Below are 24257 nucleotides of genomic sequence, written 5' to 3' on the forward strand. Positions count from 1 at the left end.
GCATTTGAATCTTGTTGTGTTTTAGAAATTTGTTGTTCTTTCGGCTCCTGTTGTGCATTCGGGTCTTGCTGTGCATTTGAATCTTGTTGTGTTTTAGAAATTTGTTGTTCTTTCGGCTCCTGTTGTGCATTCGGGTCTTGCTGTGCATTTGAATCTTGTTGTGTTTTTGAATCTTGTTGTTCTTTTGGCTCCTGTTGTGCCTTCGAATCTTGCTGTTTATCTGTGGTGCTTTGTTCGGTTTCAGCCTTTTTAATTTTTCGAATTTTAGCGACTACTAGTAAGAACAATGGTAATAAAACGGCTAAAACCGACGAATACAATGGCCAAATCTTCTGATTATAATTATTTGAATGCACAATATTTGGATGAGCAATTTGAGCCAGTGCAATCATACACATCCCGAGTGGTAAAATGAGTGGCCGAGGATCTTTTATTTTCAGTATTTGTCCTAAGCCAATTACCGTTGCATGAAAATAAATAAAAGTCCGGATATAAATAGATATAATCCACATAACAGCCATAATAATTTCAACACGCTGAAAAAAATTGCCTATTGAAATTCTTTGAGCGAGCGCATAGCTTGGAAATGTTTTACTTGATGTATTAGTCGGACCAAGAACGAGTGTTGAAAGGGCAATAATGAGGATTAATACGATTCCTCCAAACAGTGTGCCGATATAAAATCCTTTTTGAGCCGATTTTGTCACATTGACTGCAGAAGGGAAAAACATAAGCAACACAACAAGCGGGAATGAAAAAAGACTCATAAAGGTAAGTACACCGACTAATAATGATTTTGGTTCTGTTTCATAGACTGGCATTATATTTTCAATATTGATTTGTGGGGAAATACAAGTAATAAAAATAATAAAAATTAATAAAAATATCGGAAACAATATTTCCACCGAACGAGCAAAAACTTCAATCCCTAAATACGAGGCGAAAACGATAATAATTGTAAATAATACAGCAAAGGACAGAGTAGGAGTTTCAGGCATCACTTCGGTTTGCATAAAAATCCCGATAAAATATAGTAATTCGCCTGCTGAAAAGAAGGTCAAAGACATAAAACAAAGTGATGTCAATACACCGATGAATTTACCGAAAATTTTTCCGTTTGCTTCTACAAATGTAAGGTTTGGGGTTTGATTTCCTAAGGAAACAAATAGCTTTACTAATAAAAAGCTTAAAAGTACACCAATAGCCGCACCCATCCAAGCATCCTGTTTAAGTTCTTTTGTAATACTTGCCGGCACAATTAATATGGCTGTCCCAATTGAATAGAGAAGGGTAATGACTGTAAATTGTCTGGCGCTAATGAGTTGTTTTTCCATCGTACACTACCCTCTCATTTCATTTTCTTATTGAAAAAGTGTGAGTAATAATTTTCTAATAGGCGTAAAAATAAATGTAATGAAATCTAAAGGACTGGGAATGTTCTTCTTTAAGCCAATGGCGATATTTAGTGCAGTACCAATCGTTAATATGATAGAAAAGACGATAATGGTTTTTTTTTCGCCCTTTTTCATTAAAGAGGGAATGACACTAAAGGCAATGATCAAAGAAGCAAACAATAAAACAATTGTAATAAACATAGTTGAGCTACTACTCCTTTGAACTGTACAATAATGAATTTTGAATCGTGCCTAATCCTTGGGTAATGATATTGACTTTGATGTCGACAGCTACCTCAGGATATATTGTAGACCATTCTTTTTGAATTTCTTTCCATTTTTTCGGATCTTCCCGATTGAGTGCTTCTCCAAATCCTAATATATCCAACTTGTAATTTTTTTGAATTATATCGAGCGTTTTTTTCGTTTGTTCTTTTATTTGTTCTGCTGTCTTTTTATTAATGTAACGAATGGTTTTGTTTTGTGTTAAATTAATTGCGCAATTTACTTCGCCTATATTTTGGGTTACATCAATTTTGATAGAAATTTTAGGAACCCCTTTTTCAAAAGCTCCTTTAATTTTCGCTTTCGATTGTGTAATCTCGGTAGATAAGTCTCCCTTGTTTGGGCAGGCGAGTACTACGATCGTACTACCGATTTTATTATTTAAGAAATTAAAGGAAATGCTTTCCTCCTCTGATAACATTCCTTCCAATCTATCTTCTTTAAAAACCGCTATACCAGCATATTTTAAAATAACAGGTGTTTTAATTCTTTCGACATTTGTTTGGTCTATTCCTAATTTAGTATCACCTTGTATTTCAACTGCTGTTAAAACAGCACTTTTTTCTTTGCTACTAAGGGTGTTAAGTAATTCGTCTGTAGTAACAGATAAGGTAGAACCCCAAGCTTTTTCGGATACCTTAATGGAATTTAACAATTTATTGGCTGGCATTTTTTCAATTGGTGTTAACACATTTAGTACTTCTTTTGCTGTTGAACCATGCGATATGATGACATCAAAGTCGTTTCGAAATTCATGATCTCTGGCAATAAAGTCGAGTGGTTCGTTTATTCCTACTTCAGCTAATTTTTCACCGATAACTACCATTTGCAAATGAGAAAAATAAGGTCTCCGTGGTGTTAATGTCGTCATTCTTCGAATTGCTTCAAACACACTTTTTCCCTTTGCATGGTAGGTGACGACAGGTGATCGTCCACTAGAAGGTTGCTTAGAGGAAATTTCACTAGTATCCACGACTTGGATAGAAACTTCATATTCATCGTCTATTTTATCTATGCCGAGTGCAACGACAATTGCTAATTCATTTAACTCGCGCTTACTCCAGCAACCACTTAATAATAAAGTGAGGATTAACAATAGGGAAATCATCTTCATTTTTGACATGACGTATTCCTCATTTACACATTAATGTTGATTTCTTTTTTTTTCTGCATGATATCGTTGTTCTCTTACTTTATTTTTTTGACTGAACAACCTCGGTCTAGTGCGTAAATCTCTACGTGGGAACAAGATCATCGCATCTTTTTGATCTTTTATAATGAGTGGCCCAAAAGGACTCATATATGGAACGCCAAATGAACGTAAACTACATAAGTGAAGAATGATTATCATAATGCCAAACATAACGCCAAATAAACCAAACATTGCGGCTAAAATCATCAATGGGAAACGTAGGACACGAATCGTATTTGATAAGCCATAGGAAGGAAACAGAAAGCTACAAATGGCTGTTAATGCAACAATAATGACCATTACAGCTGATACTACGCCGGCTTCCACGGCTGCTTGACCAATTACTAATGTTCCCACAATTGAAACTGCTGGACCAATCGTTCTAGGCATTCGTAAACCTGCTTCACGCAAAATTTCAAAGGCAATCTCCATAATTAGTGCTTCTACTACAGCAGGGAAGGGCACACCTTCTCGCTGTGAAGCGATACTAATAAGCATTGCCGTTGGCAGCATTTCTTGATGAAAGGTAGTAATGGCTACATAGAGGGATGGCATTACTAATGCAAGACAAATACCAAAAAAACGTAAAAGTCGGATTAATGAACTAATAATCCAATTTTGGTAATAATCTTCTGCTGCCTGTAAAAAAGATGTAAATATTACAGGGACGGTTAGTACAAGGGGTGTCCCATCTACTAATATGGCGATTTTACCTTCTAACAATTCTGCTGCAACGACATCCGGTCGCTCCGTATTATAAATCATCGGAAATAAAGAGAATTTAGAGTCTTGAATAAAATCCTCTATATAGCCGGTTTCTAATACGCCATCAATGACAATATTATCTAAACGGTCTAGCACTTCCTGGACAATTTTGTCATTGGCAATACCGTTTATATACATAACAACTACGTCTGTTTGCGTTACATCACCAATAATTCGAGATTTTATCCAAAGGTCAGGGCTTTTAATTTTTCGACGGATCAGTGCCGTATTTGTACGCAATGTTTCAGTAAAAGACTCTCTTGGACCTCTAATCACGGACTCTGTTTGTGGCTCAGTGACAGCTCTATCTTTTGCGCTTTTAGTGTCTGTCGCAATCGCAACCGATTGTCCATCTAATACAATGACTGTTTCACCATTTAGAATGGAGGCAAAAAATGCGGTAAAATCTACAATATCTTTTGCACCACCTACCGCTAAGCATTGCTTTTTTATATAGTCGTTTATGTTGGTTACTTTATTGTCAGATCCATTGTCAATTTCAAGCATCAAATCTTCTAATATAAAGTCTGTAATTACATTTTTATCGGATATACCATCAATGTTAATTAGAGCGATGGATTGGTTATTTAATTCATTAAGTGTAATTTCACGAATAATTACATCGTTGCTATTACCAAGCGCTTCTTTAATCGTATAAATATTTTCTGAAAGAGAAGTGTGCAGTAAATTCGTAGAAGGATTTTGCTGTTGGGAGGTATTGTTGTTTTCTGAAACTGGCATTATGTTTCCTCCTCAAAGTATAGATTGACTAGTTAGAGGATGGTCAATTTTACGAAGAGCTAAACCAAATAGTGCAAACTAAAGATTGTTATTGCACAAAATGAAAAAAGTGTTTCCTTTCATATTGGTGAAAGGAAACACTGTGTTATTTTAAATAGTCATATTTTAATTCGTAAAGTTGTTTGTCAACGTCAATGTGTAAGTTATAATCGTTAAAAAACCATAAATCTTTCTCATCGATATAGTAGGTCACACCATCAATTACAGTTTGAACGCCTATTTCGAGAGGTTCTTCGCGAGTCATCCCAAGAGAAAATCCTTCATGGAAAGGGCTTGAACCACCATATCTTGCATAAAACCGGATTGTATCACCTGTTTCGACTTCCATTTCGTTTTTAAACCATTGAAGCGCTTCATCTGTCAGTGCGATATTCATGTGTGAACTCCTTTCATGTTAAAGCCATTTCACTTTTGGTTCAGTACCATTTTTAATGCGCGTAATATTTGCTCGGTGACGATAAACAATAAAAATAAATAAAAATGCTACTAATATAGCTAATGCGAAATCGCCTGTCACAAAAAAATAAATAATCGAATAGATTAATGCAACTAGTGCAGCAATCATCGATGTTAGGCTGACAATTTTCGTAAGCTTTAACGTTACGATAAATGCGATGAATAGTAATATGAATAGTGGCCAAGAATAGCCTAGTAGGACACCAGCTGATGTGGCAACAGCTTTTCCGCCACGGAAGCTTGCAAAAATAGGAAACATATGACCAATAACCGCAACAAGCCCTAAAATAAGTCCATGAATCGTGGCATCAGAGAACACAGGGAGTGTCACTAATAACACAGCAGCTGTTCCTTTTAAAATATCCATGATTGTAACAACTAAACCTGCTTTTTTTCCTAATATACGGAAGGTGTTGGTAGCACCTAAATTGCCACTACCATGCTCGCGAATATCTGTTTTGTAAAATATTTTGCCAATCCATAACCCAGAAGGTATAGAGCCGATAAGATAGGCACATAAAATAATAAGTCCGTTTAACATAGGTGGACTCCTTTCATCCAAATAATAACACTTGGTACTAATAGTTTGTAACAAGTATTTTACACTTTTTCTCTTTAATCTACAATGATATGAAGGAGATTTCATCATGGGCCTTGAATTCAATACAAAAGGAAAATATTTCACCATGATTTCAAAAGTCACAGGCTTATGTTAGCTTATGTTAGGTTGTAGGACACTATTATAGTATCCATACCTAAGCCCTTTCTTAAAAATATAGGTAAAATGGCAATTTTGTCAATCACACATTCCTTTGGTAGAATAGAAGTCTATCTTGAATTTCTATGTGAAGCTATAAAAAATCATCATTCAACAGAAAACACCTATTCATCACGTTTTGGTAAGCTGAGTGTAAGCATGAAGTTGGCGTTTATTGCTGGCTGAATGAAGATAGAGCCTATGACGATAGTTGTGGATTTTGTATAGTGGTCATTGCAGTAAGCTCCAGGCAGTTGCAGTTATTGATGTCCGTTAACTGACTTTGATTGGTCGCTTAACAAAATTCATAGAAGACATTACGCCATAGCGTAAACAAAAATATATATATCTGTCACTAGCTATTGACAGGAAATGCTATTATTATTAGGATGAGAACGTAATCAGAACATGCGTTTGTTTTTTGGAGGGGAATCTTTTGGCGAATAAACAGTCACCAAGCGTCTATAATGATGACGCCATTCAAGTATTAGAAGGATTAGAAGCGGTACGAAAGCGACCCGGCATGTATATCGGTTCCACAGACGGCAGAGGACTTCATCACCTTGTATATGAAATCGTGGATAATGCGGTGGATGAAGCACTAGCTGGCTTTGGTTCTCATATCATTGTCACTATTCATAAAGATCAAAGCTTAAGTGTTCGAGACTTTGGACGAGGGATGCCAACAGGTATGCATAAAATGGGCAAGCCTACCCCTGAAATTATTTTCACTGTATTACATGCAGGCGGTAAATTTGGGCAAGGCGGCTATAAAACGAGTGGTGGCTTACATGGTGTTGGTTCTTCCGTTGTCAATGCTTTATCGACATTTTTAGAAGTAACGATTCATCGTGATGGCAAAAAGTATAAGCAGCGTTTTGAAAACGGTGGACACCCTGCAACGACACTTGAAGAAATTGGTCAAACAAAACAAACAGGAACACTTGTCCATTTCCTACCAGACGACACAATCTTTTCAGTCACAAAATTCAATTATGATACGCTTGCAGAACGTTTACGTGAGTCTGCATTTTTATTAAAAGGATTAAAAATTGAGTTAATTGATCAACGCGAGGAAGGCAAAGGTGATGTTTTCTTTTATGAAAACGGCATTGAAGCTTTCGTTGCGTATTTGAATGAGGAAAAAGATGTTCTTCATCCTGTGAAATATGTAGAGGGTGAACAAGATGATATCGAGGTTGAATTTGCCTTCCAATTCAACGACGGCTATTCAGAAACGATTTTATCGTTTGTTAACAACGTTCGTACACGTGATGGCGGCACACATGAAACAGGTGCAAAATCTGCGTTGACGCGAGTTTTCAATGAATATGCACGTAAAATTGGTCTATTGAAAGATAAAGATAAAAATCTTGAAGGGACAGATATACGTGAAGGTTTAGCGGCGATTATCTCTGTTCGTATTCCAGAGCATTTATTACAATTTGAAGGCCAAACGAAAGGTAAGCTTGGTACGAGTGAGGCGCGTTCTGCAGTAGATAGCGTTGTTTCAGAGCAAGTTTTATATGTCCTTGAAGAGAATGCGGAGCTATCAGCTTCCCTTGTTCGAAAAGCGATTCGTGCACAACAAGTTCGTGAAGCGGCACGTAAAGCGCGTGAGGATGCTCGTAACGGGAAGAAAAACAAAAAAGGTAGTACGATTCTTTCAGGAAAGCTAACACCTGCACAATCTCGTAATGCAGCGAAAAATGAATTATATCTAGTCGAAGGTGACTCTGCCGGCGGTTCAGCAAAACAAGGGCGAGACCGTACATTCCAGGCAATTTTACCGTTACGTGGTAAAGTCATCAATACAGAAAAAGCGAAGCTCCAAGATATTATGAAAAACGAGGAGATTTCAACGATTATTCATGCCATTGGTGCAGGGGTAGGAGCGGATTTCTCAGTAGAAGATTCTGCTTACGATAAAGTTGTCATTATGACCGATGCTGATACGGATGGCGCGCATATTCAGGTGCTACTATTAACGTTCTTCTATCGTTACATGCGCCCATTAATTGAGTCAGGTAAAGTATTTATCGCATTACCACCGCTTTATAAAGTATCTAGAGGTGTGGGTAAAAAAGAGGTCATTGAGTATGCTTGGACCGAAAACGATTTACAAAAAGCCATTAAAAAGGTCGGAAAAGGCTATATTCTGCAACGCTATAAAGGTCTTGGTGAGATGAATGCAGATCAGCTATGGGATACAACGATGAACCCTGACACACGTACTTTAATTCGTGTAACGATTGAGGATGGCGCACGTGCAGAGCGTCGTGTGACGACGTTAATGGGCGATAAAGTAGAGCCGCGCCGTAAATGGATCGAAGCAAATGTAGACTTCGGCATGGAGGATGATTCAAATATTTTAGACAATGAATTCATCCAACAAGAGGAGGACCAAGCATGAGTAGTACGGAAAAGTTTCAAGATTTACCTTTAGAAGAAGTAATGGGTGACCGTTTTGGTCGCTATAGTAAATATATAATTCAAGACCGAGCGTTGCCAGATGCGCGCGACGGTCTTAAACCTGTACAACGTCGTATTTTATTTGCGATGTATACAGAAGGAAATACGAATGAAAAACCGTTCCGTAAGTCTGCAAAAACAGTCGGAAATGTTATCGGTAACTACCATCCACATGGTGATAGTTCGGTATATGAAGCAATGGTGCGCATGAGTCAGGATTGGAAGGCTCGCCATATGTTGATTGAAATGCATGGTAATAATGGTTCCGTTGACGGTGACCCTCCAGCTGCGATGCGTTACACAGAAGCAAGATTGTCAGCAATTGCTGCTGAAATGCTACGTGATATAGGGAAAAAAACGGTGGAGTTTGTGCCGAACTTTGATGATCAGGATATGGAACCAACTGTATTACCTGCTCGCTTCCCGAATTTGCTTGTAAACGGCTCGACAGGGATTTCTGCTGGTTATGCGACGGATATTCCACCTCACGCACTTAATGAGGTGTTAGATGCGGTTTTAATGCGTTTAGATCAACCGAATGCTACTGTTGATGAGCTCATGACGGTTATTAAAGGCCCTGACTTCCCAACAGGTGGGATTATCCAAGGTGTAGATGGCATTAAAAAAGCTTATGAAACAGGGCGCGGCAAAATTATTGTGCGTGCTCAAGCAGCCATTGAACCATTAAAAGGCGGGAAAGAGCAAATCGTTATTACGGAATTACCGTATGATGTAAATAAGGCGAATCTTGTTAAGAAAATTGATGAACAACGTGTCGATAAACGACTTGAAGGCATTGCTGAAATCCGTGATGAATCCGATCGTACAGGATTGCGCGTCGTAGTTGAGCTGAAAAAAGATGTGCCAGGAAAAGGAATTTTAAATTACTTATTCAAAACTACTGATTTACAAGTAGCCTACAATTTTAATATGATTGCTATCCATAACCGTCGTCCTACGATGATGACCTTGCCACTGCTACTTGATGCGTACATAACCCATCAAAAGGAAGTGGTGACAAACCGCTCGATTTATGATTTGCAAAAGGCGAAAGACCGTTCGCATATTGTTGATGGTTTGATTAAAGCACTTTCTATTTTAGATGAAGTGATTGCGACGATTCGTTCATCGAATGATAAGCGTGATGCGAAAACGAATTTACAGGTGAAGTATGACTTTACTGAAGTTCAATCTGAGGCCATTGTGAGCTTACAATTATACCGTTTAACAAATACGGATATTACAGAGCTACGTCATGAACAAGATGAATTAAATGCACTAATTGCAAAGCTAGAAGGTATTTTGCATAGTGAGGCTAAGCTTATTCGTGTCATAAAACAAGAATTGCTCGACATTAAAAAACGTTTTTCTGAGCCACGTCGCTCGAAAATCGAACAAGAAATTGAGGAAATTAAAATTACGCTAGATGTCCTTGTGCCAAGTGAAGAAGTTGTGGTTACAGTGACAAAAGATGGCTATATTAAGCGTACATCTACTCGTTCTCACGCAGCGTCCAATGGGCAAGATTTTGCGATGAAAGATTCGGATTATTTATTGTATGAGGCAACGTTAAATACACAGCATCATGTACTGCTGTTCACTAATCGTGGAAATTATATTTATCAGCCTGTGCATGAATTGCCGGATATTCGTTGGAAGGATCTTGGTCAACATATATCAAGTATTGTGCCAACGGGTGAAGACGAAACCATTATTGCTGTTTATGGTTTTGACTCGTTTGAACAGCCGAACACATATATTTTAACGGCTACAAAAGAAGGGCAAATCAAACGTTCACCATTAGCTGATTACGCCGTTACACGTTATTCTAAACCGATTAAAACGATGAATGTGAAATCGGGTGATGAAATGATACTTGCGGACATTGTATCAGATGATGCCGAATTGTTATTAATCACAGATACTGCATATGCTATTCGCTTCCCGATTGAAGAGCTGCCTGTCACTGGCGTTAAAACTGGTGGTGTGAAAGGTATTACATTAAAAGATGGGGAAGCATTGGTTGGTGTTACAATATTAAAACCATCTGACACGGAGTATGTTGTCATTGTTACACAACGTGGTGCCGTGAAAAAGATGAATGTCGCAGAAGTCGATATAGCTAGCCGCGCAAAACGTGGTTTAAAAGTGTTAACAGAATTAAAAGCAAATCCACACCGAATTGTTGCGGTAGTAAAGGCTAGTGATGAGGAACAGGTTATTGTTGAAACAGATAAGGGCGTGCAAGAAATCATTGATGTCAAAGCGTTAACTCGCGCTGATCGTCATTCAAACGGTTCCTTTAAAGTCGATATCGCTACAGATGGTGCCATTTCTCATGTAGTTAAAACAAAAAAAGAAGAATAACAAACTACTTTGCCCATGTTCTATCAAAGAACTGGGCTTTTTTGATAAAGACTTTTTCCTATGTATATCCCAAAATGATTCATGTGTTTGTTGTCATGCCAATCCCTGAAGCCAAAGATGCTCAACAGAAAATTTTTAATGTAATTAGTAACTAGGCGTTATTTTATTTTTAAATGTACTCAGGTTAGCAGCCAATTGGTAGAAATTATAAACTTGAAATACAATAAACGGGCGTAATCTCAAGAATCAGCGAACGGTTTCGTTAAAGGATCATTTAGTTGAAAAACATTTTTTAGGGTTAGCGAGTGAAAACACCTTGCTGTATACACCTATAAAAATCTCATAAGGAAAGTCACGAATCGTTGATTTAAAAACATTCGTGACTTTTTAATGTGCGCACGAACTTTAGTCAGTCGATATTACCATTCAAAAATTTATCAAAAGTTTATAAGAATTATATTTTTCTACTTTAACCTTGTATTTATAATTGAAAGGGGCAAGTAGAAAATGAAAAAAATGATGAAGTGGTTTTTGATAAGTTTCTTCACTTTATTGATTGTGCTTATCGGTTCTGTATTTAGCTTCCATAAGTTCAAAGAGAATAAAGAGACATTGTTACTAGAGAATAATACGGGCAAGTTAATCGATTTTAATGGGAAGAAGATTAACATTTATTCTGAAGGTCAGAATGCAGATACATTTGTATTTATGGCTGGCTCAGCAGTAGCAGCACCTATGTATGAATTAAAAAGCTTGTATCGTCATTTTTCAAAAGAAAATAAAATTGCCGTTGTGGAAAGAGCAGGATATGGGTATAGTGATGAATTTAACGACGATCGAGATATAGATGTAATATTAGAACAAACGAGGGAGGCACTATTTAAAAGTGGCAATAAGCCCCCTTATATTTTAGTACCACACTCTATTTCAGGAATCGAAGCTATCTATTGGGCGCAGAAATATCCGAAAGAAGTTAAAGCGATTGTGGCGTTAGATATTGGTTTACCTTCTCAATATATAAAACATCCGGTAGGTTTCGTAGAAAAGGCTTTTATGAAGGCAGGAACTATATTAAGTGAATTAGGATTCCAAAGAGTGTTTCCGATTTTAGCATATAACGATGCCGTCTTAGAGAAGGATTTTCTGACTTCACAAGAAAAAGATATATTTAAAGCAGTATCAAATAAACAGGGAATCAACAATGATATGGAACAAGAAATGCTACATTCCGTAAAAAATAGCAAAAAGTCTACCGCATTATCTATTCCAAAAACAACCCCTATTTTATTTATTGATGCGTACCTTGATAAAAATTCTGAAGCTGCTAAAGCATCACTAAAAGACTATCAAGATTTCGCAAAGAAGTTAGAAGTTTCAAGTGTTATTCAAATAAAAAGCAAGCACAGTATTTACTTGTACCATCCAACTGAAATTTATGAAGAAACCCAAAAGTTCTTGCAAGAAATGGCTGAAAAATAGTGAGGAAGAGACAAAAATGTTGTTTACAATTTTACTTGTAGAAGATGATAAAATGATTGGAAGTTTATTGGAGAATATACTTCAAAAAGAAGGTTATAAAGTAATCTGGTTAGAAAATGGAGCTTCTTTATATACAGTTATAAAGCAAGTGGACATTGTTATTATGGATATTATGCTACCTGGAGAGGACGGGTATCAGATTTCAATGCGAATTAATCAGTTAGGGCATAATATTCCTATAATATTTTTAACTGCTAGAAGTGACATTGATAGTAAATTAAGAGGGCTTGAAATTGGAGAAGATTACATGGTGAAGCCATTTGATCCAAGGGAATTATTAATACGAATAAAAAATAAATTAATTGCTTCTTACGGAATTCACAAACAAATACAGCATTTATCCATTGATGTTACTCATATGCGTGTCGTTAATAATCAGAATAATAAAGAAGTCGAATTTACAGCCTTTGAAAAGAAAATATTCTTTTACCTCTATGAAAACGCAGATTTTATTTTATCTAAAGAACAATTCATTGATTATCTTTGGCAGCTAGAAGATCGTAATCCTAATTTAATTAACGTGTATATTAAAAAGGTCCGCAACAAGATTGCGGATACAGATGGTGTGATTATTCAAAATGTATATGGAGAAGGTTATCGTATGAATACCCGTGTTAAACAATGAAACTAAAAAAGAAATATCAACTATTGCTATTGTCGGTTATATTCAGTGTTCCTCTTTCGATTGTAGTAATTAATGTAATCGTAACGGTAATTTACAATCATTTTTCAAATGATACAGAAAAACGTTTTTTTGAGTCAAAAGCCTATCCAATTATGCTAGGGTTATTTATCGTCTGTTTTATTACTTTGGCTATTTTATTCTCCAAATCCATTAATTCATTAATTAAACGAATTAATGAATTAAACCAAACCATTATGGAGTTGGCGAGTAACGACAAGAAGAGACTTCAAAAGATTCCTTACTCTCGAAATGATGAATTAGGGGATTTAACCAATGCAGTAAACCTTCTCATTGACCGGACGATATCGAAGGAAATTGAAATAATGCAACAAGAGCAAATGAAACTAGAACTTTTAACTCAGTTGCGCCACGATATTAATACACCTTTAACAGCTATGCGCTTACAACTTTACACAATCGAAAATGATTTTTCACAACATCAGGATATTTTCAATTCTTTAAACGAACAAATAAACTATATTTCAAAGTTATCCAATGAATATGACTTTGAGCGCTTATCTTGTGTTGATAATTCCTATATAATCATGGAAAAAGTAGATGTTCCAAAACTTATCAATACCATCATTTTAAAGTGGAATTTTTTATATAAAGTTAACCAAATCTCTATTGTGTTAAACGATTCCTCAACTAAATGCCATTGGAAGAGTAATGAAATTTGGTTGCACAGATTATTTGATAATATCTTCCAAAATATTTTGCGCCATGCAGTGTGCGATACATTGGAAATCACTTTGCAAAAAAACTCAATTATATTTAAGGATAATGGGGTTGGGTTTAATGTGGAGGAAAAGGGTACTGGCCTACGAATCATCGAAGATATTTGCCGAATGCTTGAACTACAGAGTACAATCCAATCTAACGAAAAAGGTACTCAAGTCACCATAAGTTATGCGCAACATTAAAACTTTAGTAATTGCAACGGCTCTAATTGAATGCTTCTCAAAATCTTATTTGAGAACATCTTTATGTTTAACGTTGTAAATGCTTAAATTATATAACAATCGTGCGCTTTAGTTTAACTAGCAACAATAGAAAAATAATAGAAAAAAGGACTCGATTTCACTTAATAGGACTCGAGCCTGTTTTATTACCTTCAATTTCGGATAATACTTCATCCTTACTAATTGAACCGTTTTGCGCTTGTTCCTGAATTTCAAGTAAACGATTAACGCCCACTTTTTTAATTAACACATGTGTCGCTTCTTCCTTAGTTTGGAAGGGAAGAGTATCCGGATTTGTAGTTGCTGCCTCGCTTACAATTTCTTGAACCTTCGAATCGTTCTCGATATAAGCTTTAACTTCTTCTAAATTTTCGTCATCTAAATTAGATTTCACTTTTTCAATTATTTTTTCGGAAGCGATATTTGTCCCTAAATGCCATACAGCATAGCCAGCTGCTCCGAGTAAAACAAGAAATACTACGGTAATTTTTAAAAGCTTTTTCATCAACTCACTCCTGACACTTTGAATAAAGCACAAACTCTCAAAAATTACGAAGAAAAAATGTTTTCTATAATTAGTTTAATTTCAATTATAACTAGATGACATATAGCAACTATCTTTTCAAAGGGCGATGGAAGTTATATCGTGTTGTATGGAGAATAACTCTTTTTTAACTTGTTGGTTTTGCAAAAGATTAACTGTTTCGTATTGGAGAATTTTTGATGTTCCAAATTCCATGCATATTCTATTTGCAAAAGTCATGTTGCAGAATACTTGTATAGTCCAATAGAAGCTCATTTTTATCAATTACGAAAATACTAGCTTGTCATTTTACGATAGATATGGTTATAATAATCAACGAAAAGTTCATAAGTTAAGAATGTAGGGGGGCTGGAAGTTGCCAGCTGAGATTGCGTCCGTTTAGATGCTGACCCTTTGAACCTGATTTGGCTCGTACCAGCGTAGGGAACATCTATTCAAAAATATTCGTATACTATTTTTTGATACCGTTTGCAAACGTCTGGGATAACTCCTAGGCGTTTTTTTGTTTAGGATTCATTATTCCGCCTAAAACTAGGAGTAATCTATTAGAAGCGATGCAAATGGCCTGAGAATACCTTTTCTGGTGAAAACATTCAATCGTGAACACTTTCAAACTACTAGACTTGGAGGACACAGCATGAAAAAGTGGTTTTTCGTTCTTGTTGCTGCATTATTAACATTAGTTGGTTGTAGCGAAAAAGAGGACAAAGAGGAAACAAGCACATTGAAAAAGGTATCCGTTGTACTGGACTGGACACCTAATACGAATCATACAGGACTTTATGTTGCGAAAAAGCTTGGCTACTTTGAGGAGCAAGGTTTAGACGTAGACATTTTATTACCTGGTGATGCGGGGGCAGATCAACTTGTTGCATCAGGCAAAGCTCAGTTTGGCGTTAGCTACCAGGAAGGTATAACGCAAGCACGTGTTCAAGACGTGCCTCTTGTATCGATTGCAGCAATTATTCAGCATAATACATCTGGCTTTGCATCAGATGCTTCAAAAGGCATTACGTCACCAAAAGATTACGAAGACAAAACGTATGGTGGTTGGGGAAGCCCAATAGAACAAGCTGTTTTACAATCTCTAATGCAAAAAGAAAATGCTGATATAAAGAAATTAGATATCGTGAATGCAGGAGACTTAGACTTTTTCACAATGATGCAGAAGGATATAGATTTTGCTTGGATCTATTATGCTTGGACAGGTATTGAGGCGGAGCTTCGTGGAGAAAAATTAAATATGCAGTATTTAACAGACTATAGTGAGCAACTTGATTATTATACACCTGTACTTGCAACGAATGAAAAGATGATTAAGGATAATCCTGATGTGGTAAAGGCATTTGTTGCAGCTACTACAAAAGGTTATGAGTATGCCATTGAGCATCCTAGTGAAGCAGCGGATATATTGCTTGAAGCGGTACCTGATTTAGATAAAGCACTTGTGCATAAAAGTCAGGAATGGTTAGCAAACAAATATCAAGATGATGCAGCGCAATGGGGCGAACAAAAATTAGCAGTTTGGGAAAACTATGCGGACTGGATGACAAAGAACAACGTATTAGAAGGCGAATTTCATGCAGATCAAGCTTTTACAAATGATTTCTTACCAAAGAAAGGGGCAAAATAAATGGCTAATTCATTAATTAGTGTACAAATTATACCTAAAACAGAAAAATACGAGGATGTGATTCCATTCGTTGATGCGGCGATTGCGATCATTGATGCTTCAGGTGTGCGCTATGAAGTGCAACCACTAGAAACGACAATGGAAGGTGAACTGTCTACCTTACTCCAAATTATAGAAGAGATGAATAAAAAAATGATTGAATTGGGTGCTATTAATGTTATTACGCAAGTGAAAATTTTATATCAACCAACTGGCATTACAATGGGAACGTTGACGGAGAAGTATCGAGGATGAAACAAGTAGTAACGAAAGGAAGGTCGATTATTTTTATCGCCTTCCTGTTAGTTATTTGGGAAGTCGTTATCCGTTTGGCTGACATCCCACATTGGCTATTACCAGCGCCGAGTGCCATCGTTACTGAGGGTGTTCACTCTTATAAGACGTTCATGCCCCATGTGTTCGCTACTATACAGCTAGCGGTACTTGGCCTTGCTATTGGTATATTTTTCGGCTTGAGTGTTGCGATATTATTACACCGTTCAGCGACGGTACGGGCATTTGTGTATCCGATTTTAATTGTGTCACAAAATGTGCCTGTGCTTGTCCTAGCACCTTTATTAATTATTTGGTTTGGTTTTGGGCTGTTACCGAAGCTGATTATTATTTGTCTCGTTTGCTTTTTTCCTATCGTTATTGCGGCAATGGATGGATTTCGTCAAACGTCATCTGAGCTTAAGCATTATTTTGCAATGATAGGTGCTACAAAAGGTCAAACATTTTGGAAGTTAGAATGGCCATTTGCCTATCCGTCTATATTTTCTGGTATAAAAATTGCAGCGACATATAGTGTAATGGGGGCTGTCATCGCGGAATGGCTTGGTGCGAAAAAGGGGATTGGTGTTTATATGACACTTGCCCAATCATCGTTTCGGACGGATCGTGTATTTGTGGCGATATTTGCGATTGTATTGTTAAGTTTATTGTTGTTTGGCGTTATTCGTTTTGTTGAAAAGCTAGTTGTAAAGGGGAGGGGATCACATGCTGAACATTCAAGACATATCTAAATCCTTTGGCTCGCTTGAAGTAGTTAAAAACTTATCCTTTACAGTAAAGGAAGGAGAATTTGTGGCAATCATTGGTCCCTCAGGTAGTGGTAAAAGCACTCTCTTTCAATTAATAGGAGGTATAACGCCTTTGAATCATGGTGCTATTTTGTTAAATGGAGACGACATTCAGCAAAAAACAGGCACTATTGGTTACATGCCACAGCAACCTTGCTTATTACCGTGGCGGACAATTTTGGAAAATGTCACAATTGTAGAAGAATTGCAGCATCGACCTAATATAGAGCTTGCAAGAAAATGGTTAGAAAAGGTTGGCCTATCTTCTTTTGAAAATGCTTATCCTCATGCTTTATCAGGAGGCATGCAGCAACGTGTATCATTTCTGCGAGCCATCGTCAGTGAGAAACCAATTTTATGCTTAGATGAGCCGTTTTCAGCGCTTGATGAGTTTACAAGATTAGAAATGCAAGCATGGCTGTTATCGATTTGGGAGGAACATAAAAAATCTATCCTGTTTGTTACACATAGTATCGAAGAGGCGTTATTTTTAGCAGATCGCATTATTGTTTTAACAAAACGTCCAGCTACTATTAAGAAGGAAATAATTGTTCCATTTGCACGACCACGATCTGAGGAAATTCGCCATAGTGCGCAATTTACACAATTAAAACAACAACTTTTCCATTACTTAAAAGAAGAAAAGGACGATGCATATGTTGATTGATGCACATATTCATTTAGATCAGTATAAGGAAGAAGAAGTGCCTCTGCTACTTGAAGAAGCACAATATGTCATTGCGGTGAGTATGGACTTGCAATCGAGTAAAAAAACGCTGAAGTTAACGACATCATACGATAAGGTTAAGGCAGCATATGGTTTTCATCCTGAACAATCTTTACCAAGTGACGAAGACAGACAAGCTTTATTTGATTGGATACGGCTTCATGCTAATGAGATGATTGCCGTTGGAGAGGTCGGGTTACCTTATTATCGCAGACAAGCTCAGAAGATTGATGAGCAGCCTTATATACATTTATTAGAACAATTTATTAAATTGGCTAAAGAGCTTCACAAACCGATTGTGTTACATGCTGTTTACGAAGACGCTTTAATCGCATGTGATTTACTTGAGCAACATGATGTGACGAAAGCACATTTTCATTGGTTTAAGGGAAGCGAAGAGGCGATTGTGCGCATGATACATAATGGCTATTATATTTCAATTACACCTGATTGTGTTTATGAAGCAGAAATTCAAGCATTGATTAAAAGATATCCATTGGAACTCATGATGGTTGAAACGGATGGTCCTTGGCCATTTGAAGGACCATTTGACAAAGCTCGTACTTCGCCGTATATGATGTCTAAAACCATTGAAGTTATTGCAACTATTAAAGGCTTAACAACACAAGAAGCGGCAAAAATTGTAACACGAAATACAAAGTTATTTTATAATTTATAAAGACACGACAAAAACAGCCACATCTAGTACGACGAATCGTCTACATGTGGCTGTTTCCTATGCTTTGTTCTATTTTGTTCTAATGTAGCACGCTTCGTTTTAGTAACGCGCTCATGTGTACTGAAAGGGGAAGTTTGACGCTTTTTCTCAACGTCTTTACCTTGTGTACGTTTTAAATGCAAACGCTTCTTTTTAGCCTTAGATTGTGCCATGATAATACCTCCATATAATATTACCAATATATTACCGAAAAAGGAGAGAAAAGTAAAACCTCGTAAGCCAATGCCTACGAGGTTTTTAGTCATAATATTAGTGAGATACGTCTTGCACAGAAATACCAGTGTTTGCTTTAACATCAACTTCGCGGTATTTCGCATCATCAGATTCTTTAGAAAGTAAAGTTCCGATGAATCCACCTAGGAAACCAAGTGGAACAGAGATAAGTGCTGGATTCGTTAACATAATTAACGGTTCACCAACGAAGATTGCTTTTCCTTCAACTGGATTCCAAATGTTTGGTGATACAGCTACAAGTACTAAAGCAGAAATTAAACCTGTTAACATCGCTGTCACTGCACCAGTAGTATTAAAGCGTTTCCAATAAATTGTGTAAATAATTACTGGTAAGTTTGCAGAACCTGCAATACAGAATGCTAGTGATACTAAGAACGCAACGTTTAGCGTTTGTGCACCAAGAGCAAGAAGGATTGATACTATAGAGATAGTAATAGAACCGATACGAGCAGCAAGTACTTGCTCTTTTTCTGTAATTTTACCTTTTTTAATGATTTGACCATAAATATCATGTGATAGGGCAGATGCACCAGAAAGTACAAGACCTGCTACTACCGCTAAGATTGTTGCGAATGCTACCGCACAAACGAATGAGAATAGAATGTCGCCACCAAGTGCTTCTGCAAGAAGTGGAGCAGCCATGTTACCAGCCGCGTTAGCAGCAATAATTTTATCTTTACCAACGAATGCAGCTGCACCGAATCCTAAGAAGATCGTTAATACATAGAAAATACCTACGATCCAAGTAGCCCAAATTACTGAAGAACGAGCTGTTTTTGCGTCTTTTACAGTGAAGAAACGCATTAAAATATGTGGAAGACCCGCAGTACCTAATACAAGTGCGATTAACATCGAAATTGTATCAATACCGTTTGTATACTTAAGACCAGGATTTAAGTATGCAGCACCGCTTTCGGTAGCAGTAGTCATTTCTGAGAACATATTTGTAATACTGAAGCCGAACTCTTTTAACACTAAAAACGAAATAATGACTGTACCTAACATTAATAGACAAGCTTTAATAATTTGTACCCAAGAAGTTGCAGTCATACCGCCGAATAAAACGTAAGTCGTCATCATAACACCTACGATTAATACTGCAACCCAATAGTCGATTCCTAGAAGTAATTGAATAAGTGCGCCTGCACCAACTAGTTGTGCAATCATGTAGAATAAAACAATTGTAATTGTACTTAATGCTGCTGTACCACGAACTTTTGAACTGTTAAAACGTGCTGTAATCATGTCAGCTAATGTAAATTTACCAAGGTTACGTAATGGTTCAGCTACAATATAAAGAACCACTAAGTAAGCTACTAAATAACCGATAGAGAAGAAGAATCCATCAAAACCGAATAATGCAACTGCACCAGCGATACCTAGGAAAGAAGCTGCTGATAAGTAGTCACCAGCGATTGCTAGTCCATTTTGCCAGCCAGTTAAACCGCCACCTGCAGTGTAAAAGTCAGTCGCAGAAGAAGTACGTTTAGATGCCCACCAAGTAATAATTAATGTAAGACCAACGATTGCTACGAAGAAGAATATTGCTATTGGGCTCATAGGCGGCCACCTCCGTTTTCATATTCAGCGATAATTGCTTTTGCTTCTTTGTCATAGCTATTTGCTTTCGCAACATATAAGTGACATAAGCACCAAGTCATAATGAATAATCCTGCTGCGTAAATCCATACCCAAGTAACTTCCCCAAAAGCTTTTTGGTGTAGGATTGTTGTGTAAGATGTAAGAATCGGAAGCAACAGGTAAGCTGCTAAGAAGAATACAGTGATTGACCAAAGAAATGCGTTCTTCTTTTTTACAAGTGCTTTAAACGATTCTTGTTTTGCAATTGCATCATAATCAATTACAATGCTTTTGCTTGCTTGATTGTTCGCCATAAACATTCCCCATTTTGTGTTTATTTTTACTGCTTAAATACTGAATTTTGCTACTTTTGTGAATTCACATCTTAATTTTATGAGACAGTTCACAAAATTGCAATACATTTCAGAAAAATTATGGAAAAAAAATTTCTTTAAAAATAGTCTTGAAACAGAAAATACATGACAAAGCCTAGAAATTAAAGGGTTTTAGAATATTCAGATAAATCAACGAAGTAAGGATATTACTAGCTTCTTGACAAAAATGAGGATGTAATAACCGAGAAAAAATGCGTTTTTTCCAGAAAAAATAAACACTATTTCTCTAGTGGAAAATGGATATTTTCTTAAATTTGGAAAATAAATAGTATTGTTCAATAAGTAAAATGTTTGAATTTTTATAGTAAAAAAATAAAAAAACCCGACCGAAGTCGAGTTTTTTTATTAATAATTGATGTTTGATTACGATAAAAGTCTATTAATGAGAAATATCTGAAACTGATACACCTGTATTCGCTTTCACACGAATTTCTTTGTAAATACGATCTGCTTCAGCTTGAGACACTTTACTTGCAGAAAGAACTGTACCTAAGTAACCAGCGATAAAGCCTAACGGAATCGTAATAATCGCAGGAACCGCCAGTGGCACTAATGGCTTTCCAACAAAGAGTGCAGCGCCTTCTATTGGACTCCAAACATTCGGACCCATTGCACCTAAAACTAAGCAGGAAACTAAACCTGTTACCATTGCGGTAACTGCACCAGTTGAATTGAACTTTTTCCAGTAAATTGTGTATAAAATAACTGGTAAGTTAGCAGAAGCTCCGATACAGAATGCAAAAGATACTAAGAATGAAACATTTAAGCTTTGAGCAAATAATGCAAGAATAATAGAAACAATGGCAATAGAAATAGAGCCTGTACGAGCAGCTACAACTTGTTGTTTCTCAGTTAATTTACCGTTTTTAATGATCTCACCATATATATCATGAGAAATAGCAGATGCACCTGTTAATACTAAACCAGAGACTACTGCTAAAATTGTCGCAAAAGCGACAGCGCAGATGAATGACATTAATACATCACCACCAAGGAATTCAGCTAATAGTGGAGCAGCAGTATTACCAGCCTTGCTTTCTGCGATGATTTTATCAAGACCGACAAAGTGCATTGCACCAAAGCCTAAGAAAATTGTTAACGAGAAGAAAATAGCGGTAATCCAAGTTGTCCAAGAAATAGAAGAACGAGCTGTTTTCGCATCTTTCACAGTAAAGAAGCGCATTAATATATGTGGCAAACCTGACGTACCTAAGACAAGTGCCATCATCATCGATACAGAGTCAATTGAGCTAGAGTATTTCATACCTGGTACTAAAAATTTATCGCCATGATCGGCAGAGATAGTATCAAACATCTTTACTAATGAGAAATCAAATTTCATTAGTACAAGTGTTGCTAATAGACCTGTCCCAAATAGTAAAAGTCCAGCTTTAATAATTTGTACCCAAGAAGTCGCCGTCATACCACCAAACAATACATAAGTTGTCATCATAACTCCTACGATTAGCACCGCAACCCAGTACTCAATGCCAAATAATAACTTAATAAGTGCTCCAGCACCGACTAATTGCGCAATCATATAGAGAATAACGATAATAATTGTTCCAGTAGCAGCTACACCACGAATACGCTTTTCATTAAAGCGAGCTGTTAACATATCTGCCAACGTATAGCGTCCTAGATTACGCATTGGTTCAGCTATTACATATAATAGAACTAAATTTGCAACGACATAACCTACAGAGAAAAAGAAGCCATCAAAACCTGTTAATGCAATAGCACCAGAAACGCCTAGAAATGCTGCTGCTGATAAGTAGTCACCGGCAATTGCAAAACCATTTTGCCATCCTTTCAGACCACCGCCTGCTGTATAGAAATCACTTGCAGAAGAAGTGCGTTTCGCTGCAATATACGTAACGATTAATGTTAAACCTACGATTCCTAAAAAGAAACCTACTGATACTAAATTCATTTATTTTCCACCTTTCGCTTGATACTCTGCAAGAACTGCAGCAGCAGCTTTATCGAATGAAGCAGCTTTTTTTACATATACTGTACAAAGAACAATTGTCATGATGAAAAGTCCTGCTGAGTAAATCCAAACGCCCGTTATACTGCCAATAATTTTTTGTTGTAGTACAGGCTGAAATGCAAGGATAGGCAATAGAATATAAAGTAATAAAAACCCTGCTGTAATCGAGAAAAGGAAGGTGTTTTTCTTTTTCACGAAAATGTTGAACGATTCCATAGCTTCAATTGCATTATAGTCAACTGATTGCACGTTTTTGTTCCCAGTAATGTTAGCCATTATTATTCCCCCTAAAGTTATATATTTCTGTTTTAAACGACATATTTCTCTGTTATTCGTCGTTATATTCACTTATTTTATGAGGTATAATCCTATAATGCAATACTAAATTTTTAGTTTTTTAAATTTTTAGTTAAATTTAGATAGTCGAAATAATGTAGAAATAATAAGGATTTAATAGAAATTATCCGTAAGAAAGAGAACGTATTTTATTTGTAAAATAGTATTTTAGAAATAGTTAATTGATAATAATATTGAATGTGGGAGAAAAAATGAACACAAAAGAGAAATTTAGCGTTTTTCTTATTTTTGTATAAAATGTAAGTAATAAAAGAATGGCAAAAAAACATTGTTATATAACAATGTAATGCCGTATTGGGAAATAAGAAAATTAGTAAAAAAATGTTGTGAATTTTTTTTGAAAATTTTCTGAATAAAAGGTGTGGAATTAGCCTTCGAATACCAAAAACATACAGTTTAAGGGCATTTGACATAATGAAGGAAATGATTCAAGTTCATTATCTTGTATTTGTATTCTATTATTTATACAATAAAATACGATGATAAATTGGAGGGAAGTGTACATTTTGATGGGAAAGAAAAGGATCATGCTAGTTGGGTTACTAGTATTAAGCACCATATTGGCAGCTTGTGGCAGTTATAAATTTGAACCTGAAATGAGCATTGATGTAGAGGATTTTTCATTTACGAATCAAAACAATGAGCAAGTAAGCCTTGAGAGCTTAAAAGGACAGCCGTGGCTAGCCATGTTCATATTTACAAATTGCAACTCGATTTGTCCACCGATGACATATAATATGACGGATGTGCAGAAGTCATTAAAGGATGAAGGTGTAAAAGATTATCAAATAGTGGCATTTAGTGTAGATCCTGAAGTTGATGCACCAGATGTTTTAAAAGATTATTTAAAAACATATTCAGTAATTGATGATAGCAAATGGCAGCTACTAACTGGCTATAAGCAACAGTATATTGAGCAATTTGCCCGAAAATCATTTAATTCATTAGTAAAGAATGATCCGAATTCTGATCAAGTTGTACATATGTCGAGCTTTTATTTAGTAAATGCTGACGGAGTTGTCGTGAAAGATTATGACGGCGCTACAAATGTACCTGTTGAAACAATCGTAGCAGATATGAAGGCATTAACTAAATAAGATGAATAAACTCAGATGATTTAACGATTATCTGAGTTTATTTTAATTTTGTCTCACTATCCTAAGTATACTTTTCAATGAAACTTAACTTCCTATAATTTATATTATGTAAACTAAAATTATTTGGCGAGGAGGAGGGCTTGGATACGTCAACACCCCAT

At 36.3% G+C, this 24257-nt stretch carries 23 protein-coding genes, 1 pseudogene and 1 riboswitch; of the genes and pseudogenes, 12 read left to right on the forward strand and 12 right to left on the reverse strand.

The window, feature by feature from the left end; translation table 11 throughout:
• The 6 genes from ACIQXW_RS06895 to plsY all read right to left on the reverse strand — a co-directional run.
• On the reverse strand, window positions 1-1334 hold a 1334-nt coding region (locus ACIQXW_RS06895), incomplete at its 3' end, for an endospore germination permease (protein ID WP_402760684.1).
• Window positions 1335-1361: 27 nt separating this feature from the next.
• On the reverse strand, window positions 1362-1595 hold the full coding sequence (locus ACIQXW_RS06900) for a hypothetical protein (protein WP_401016646.1): 234 nt from the start codon (window positions 1593-1595) through the stop codon (window positions 1362-1364).
• A gap of 10 nt (window positions 1596-1605) precedes the next feature.
• Complete coding sequence (locus ACIQXW_RS06905; RefSeq protein ID WP_402760686.1) at window positions 1606-2802, reverse strand: Ger(x)C family spore germination protein; 1197 nt, start codon at window positions 2800-2802, stop codon at window positions 1606-1608.
• Window positions 2803-2823: 21 nt separating this feature from the next.
• Window positions 2824-4377 (reverse strand): spore germination protein, encoded by a 1554-nt coding sequence (locus tag ACIQXW_RS06910; RefSeq protein ID WP_402760688.1) that lies wholly within the window; start codon window positions 4375-4377, stop codon window positions 2824-2826.
• A gap of 145 nt (window positions 4378-4522) precedes the next feature.
• Window positions 4523-4813 carry a HesB/YadR/YfhF family protein gene (locus tag ACIQXW_RS06915; RefSeq protein ID WP_401016651.1) on the reverse strand — a complete coding sequence of 97 codons (291 nt, stop codon included), beginning with the start codon at window positions 4811-4813 and terminating at the stop codon, window positions 4523-4525.
• Window positions 4814-4831: 18 nt separating this feature from the next.
• Entirely contained in the window at window positions 4832-5434 is a 603-nt protein-coding gene (plsY, locus tag ACIQXW_RS06920; protein WP_401011451.1) for a glycerol-3-phosphate 1-O-acyltransferase PlsY, read from the reverse strand.
• Window positions 5435-6086: 652 nt separating this feature from the next.
• Between plsY and parE the strand changes: the two genes are divergently transcribed.
• From parE to ACIQXW_RS06950, 6 genes and pseudogenes are all read left to right on the forward strand, one after another.
• A complete protein-coding gene (gene parE, locus ACIQXW_RS06925; protein WP_401016653.1) occupies window positions 6087-8063 on the forward strand; it encodes a DNA topoisomerase IV subunit B in 1977 nt (658 codons plus the stop codon).
• Window positions 8060-10489: a DNA topoisomerase IV subunit A gene (gene parC / locus ACIQXW_RS06930; RefSeq protein WP_402760691.1), complete on the forward strand. Its 2430-nt coding sequence runs from the start codon at window positions 8060-8062 to the stop codon at window positions 10487-10489. The genes parE and parC overlap by 4 nt, the downstream gene beginning before the upstream one ends.
• 44 nt (window positions 10490-10533) lie before the next feature.
• Window positions 10534-10644: pseudogene (locus tag ACIQXW_RS06935) on the forward strand (alpha/beta hydrolase fold domain-containing protein); the annotation flags it as partial.
• 352 nt (window positions 10645-10996) lie between these two features.
• Entirely contained in the window at window positions 10997-11968 is a 972-nt protein-coding gene (locus ACIQXW_RS06940) for an alpha/beta fold hydrolase (protein ID WP_402760693.1), read from the forward strand.
• Window positions 11969-11984: 16 nt separating this feature from the next.
• The gene (locus tag ACIQXW_RS06945) at window positions 11985-12653 is read left to right on the forward strand and encodes a response regulator transcription factor (protein WP_401016659.1); all 669 of its coding nucleotides are present in this window, start codon (window positions 11985-11987) and stop codon (window positions 12651-12653) included.
• Window positions 12650-13636: a sensor histidine kinase gene (locus ACIQXW_RS06950; protein ID WP_402760694.1), complete on the forward strand. Its 987-nt coding sequence runs from the start codon at window positions 12650-12652 to the stop codon at window positions 13634-13636. Before ACIQXW_RS06945 ends, ACIQXW_RS06950 begins: the two co-directional genes overlap by 4 nt.
• 157 nt (window positions 13637-13793) lie before the next feature.
• On the opposite strand, the gene ACIQXW_RS06955 is transcribed toward ACIQXW_RS06950, so the two are convergent.
• Entirely contained in the window at window positions 13794-14180 is a 387-nt protein-coding gene (locus ACIQXW_RS06955; RefSeq protein WP_402760696.1) for a hypothetical protein, read from the reverse strand.
• A gap of 370 nt (window positions 14181-14550) precedes the next feature.
• A riboswitch (TPP riboswitch) is annotated at window positions 14551-14662 on the forward strand.
• Window positions 14663-14856: 194 nt separating this feature from the next.
• Between ACIQXW_RS06955 and ACIQXW_RS06960 the strand changes: the two genes are divergently transcribed.
• From ACIQXW_RS06960 to ACIQXW_RS06980, 5 genes are read left to right on the forward strand one after another with little or no spacing between them, the layout of a single operon-like run.
• The gene (locus tag ACIQXW_RS06960; RefSeq protein WP_401016665.1) at window positions 14857-15852 is read left to right on the forward strand and encodes an ABC transporter substrate-binding protein; all 996 of its coding nucleotides are present in this window, start codon (window positions 14857-14859) and stop codon (window positions 15850-15852) included.
• Window positions 15853-16146, forward strand: a complete 294-nt coding sequence (locus ACIQXW_RS06965) for a thiamine-binding protein (RefSeq protein ID WP_340824680.1) — start codon at window positions 15853-15855, stop codon at window positions 16144-16146.
• Entirely contained in the window at window positions 16143-16916 is a 774-nt protein-coding gene (locus ACIQXW_RS06970) for an ABC transporter permease (RefSeq protein ID WP_340824679.1), read from the forward strand. Before ACIQXW_RS06965 ends, ACIQXW_RS06970 begins: the two co-directional genes overlap by 4 nt.
• The gene (locus ACIQXW_RS06975) at window positions 16891-17640 is read left to right on the forward strand and encodes an ABC transporter ATP-binding protein (RefSeq protein ID WP_402760698.1); all 750 of its coding nucleotides are present in this window, start codon (window positions 16891-16893) and stop codon (window positions 17638-17640) included. Before ACIQXW_RS06970 ends, ACIQXW_RS06975 begins: the two co-directional genes overlap by 26 nt.
• A complete protein-coding gene (locus ACIQXW_RS06980) occupies window positions 17630-18379 on the forward strand; it encodes a TatD family hydrolase (protein WP_402760700.1) in 750 nt (249 codons plus the stop codon). Before ACIQXW_RS06975 ends, ACIQXW_RS06980 begins: the two co-directional genes overlap by 11 nt.
• Window positions 18380-18402: 23 nt before the next feature.
• Here ACIQXW_RS06980 and ACIQXW_RS06985 read toward each other — a convergent pair whose 3' ends face one another.
• The 5 genes from ACIQXW_RS06985 to ACIQXW_RS07005 all read right to left on the reverse strand — a co-directional run bounded on the left by ACIQXW_RS06985 (window position 18403) and on the right by ACIQXW_RS07005 (window position 22918).
• Window positions 18403-18591: a hypothetical protein gene (locus tag ACIQXW_RS06985; RefSeq protein WP_340824676.1), complete on the reverse strand. Its 189-nt coding sequence runs from the start codon at window positions 18589-18591 to the stop codon at window positions 18403-18405.
• 97 nt (window positions 18592-18688) lie between these two features.
• Window positions 18689-20233: a solute symporter family protein gene (locus tag ACIQXW_RS06990; protein WP_340824675.1), complete on the reverse strand. Its 1545-nt coding sequence runs from the start codon at window positions 20231-20233 to the stop codon at window positions 18689-18691.
• The gene (locus ACIQXW_RS06995) at window positions 20230-20568 is read right to left on the reverse strand and encodes a DUF485 domain-containing protein (protein ID WP_340824673.1); all 339 of its coding nucleotides are present in this window, start codon (window positions 20566-20568) and stop codon (window positions 20230-20232) included. Before ACIQXW_RS06995 ends, ACIQXW_RS06990 begins: the two co-directional genes overlap by 4 nt.
• 460 nt (window positions 20569-21028) lie before the next feature.
• Entirely contained in the window at window positions 21029-22582 is a 1554-nt protein-coding gene (locus tag ACIQXW_RS07000; protein WP_401016669.1) for a solute symporter family protein, read from the reverse strand.
• Entirely contained in the window at window positions 22583-22918 is a 336-nt protein-coding gene (locus ACIQXW_RS07005; protein ID WP_340824669.1) for a DUF485 domain-containing protein, read from the reverse strand.
• A gap of 590 nt (window positions 22919-23508) precedes the next feature.
• Here ACIQXW_RS07005 and ACIQXW_RS07010 point away from each other — a divergent pair.
• Window positions 23509-24096 (forward strand): SCO family protein, encoded by a 588-nt coding sequence (locus ACIQXW_RS07010; protein ID WP_340824668.1) that lies wholly within the window; start codon window positions 23509-23511, stop codon window positions 24094-24096.
• The last annotated feature ends 161 nt before the right edge of the window (window positions 24097-24257 follow it).

The sequence above is a fragment of the Lysinibacillus sp. NPDC097162 genome (genome assembly GCF_044762185.1).
Lineage (GTDB): Bacteria > Bacillota > Bacilli > Bacillales_A > Planococcaceae > Lysinibacillus.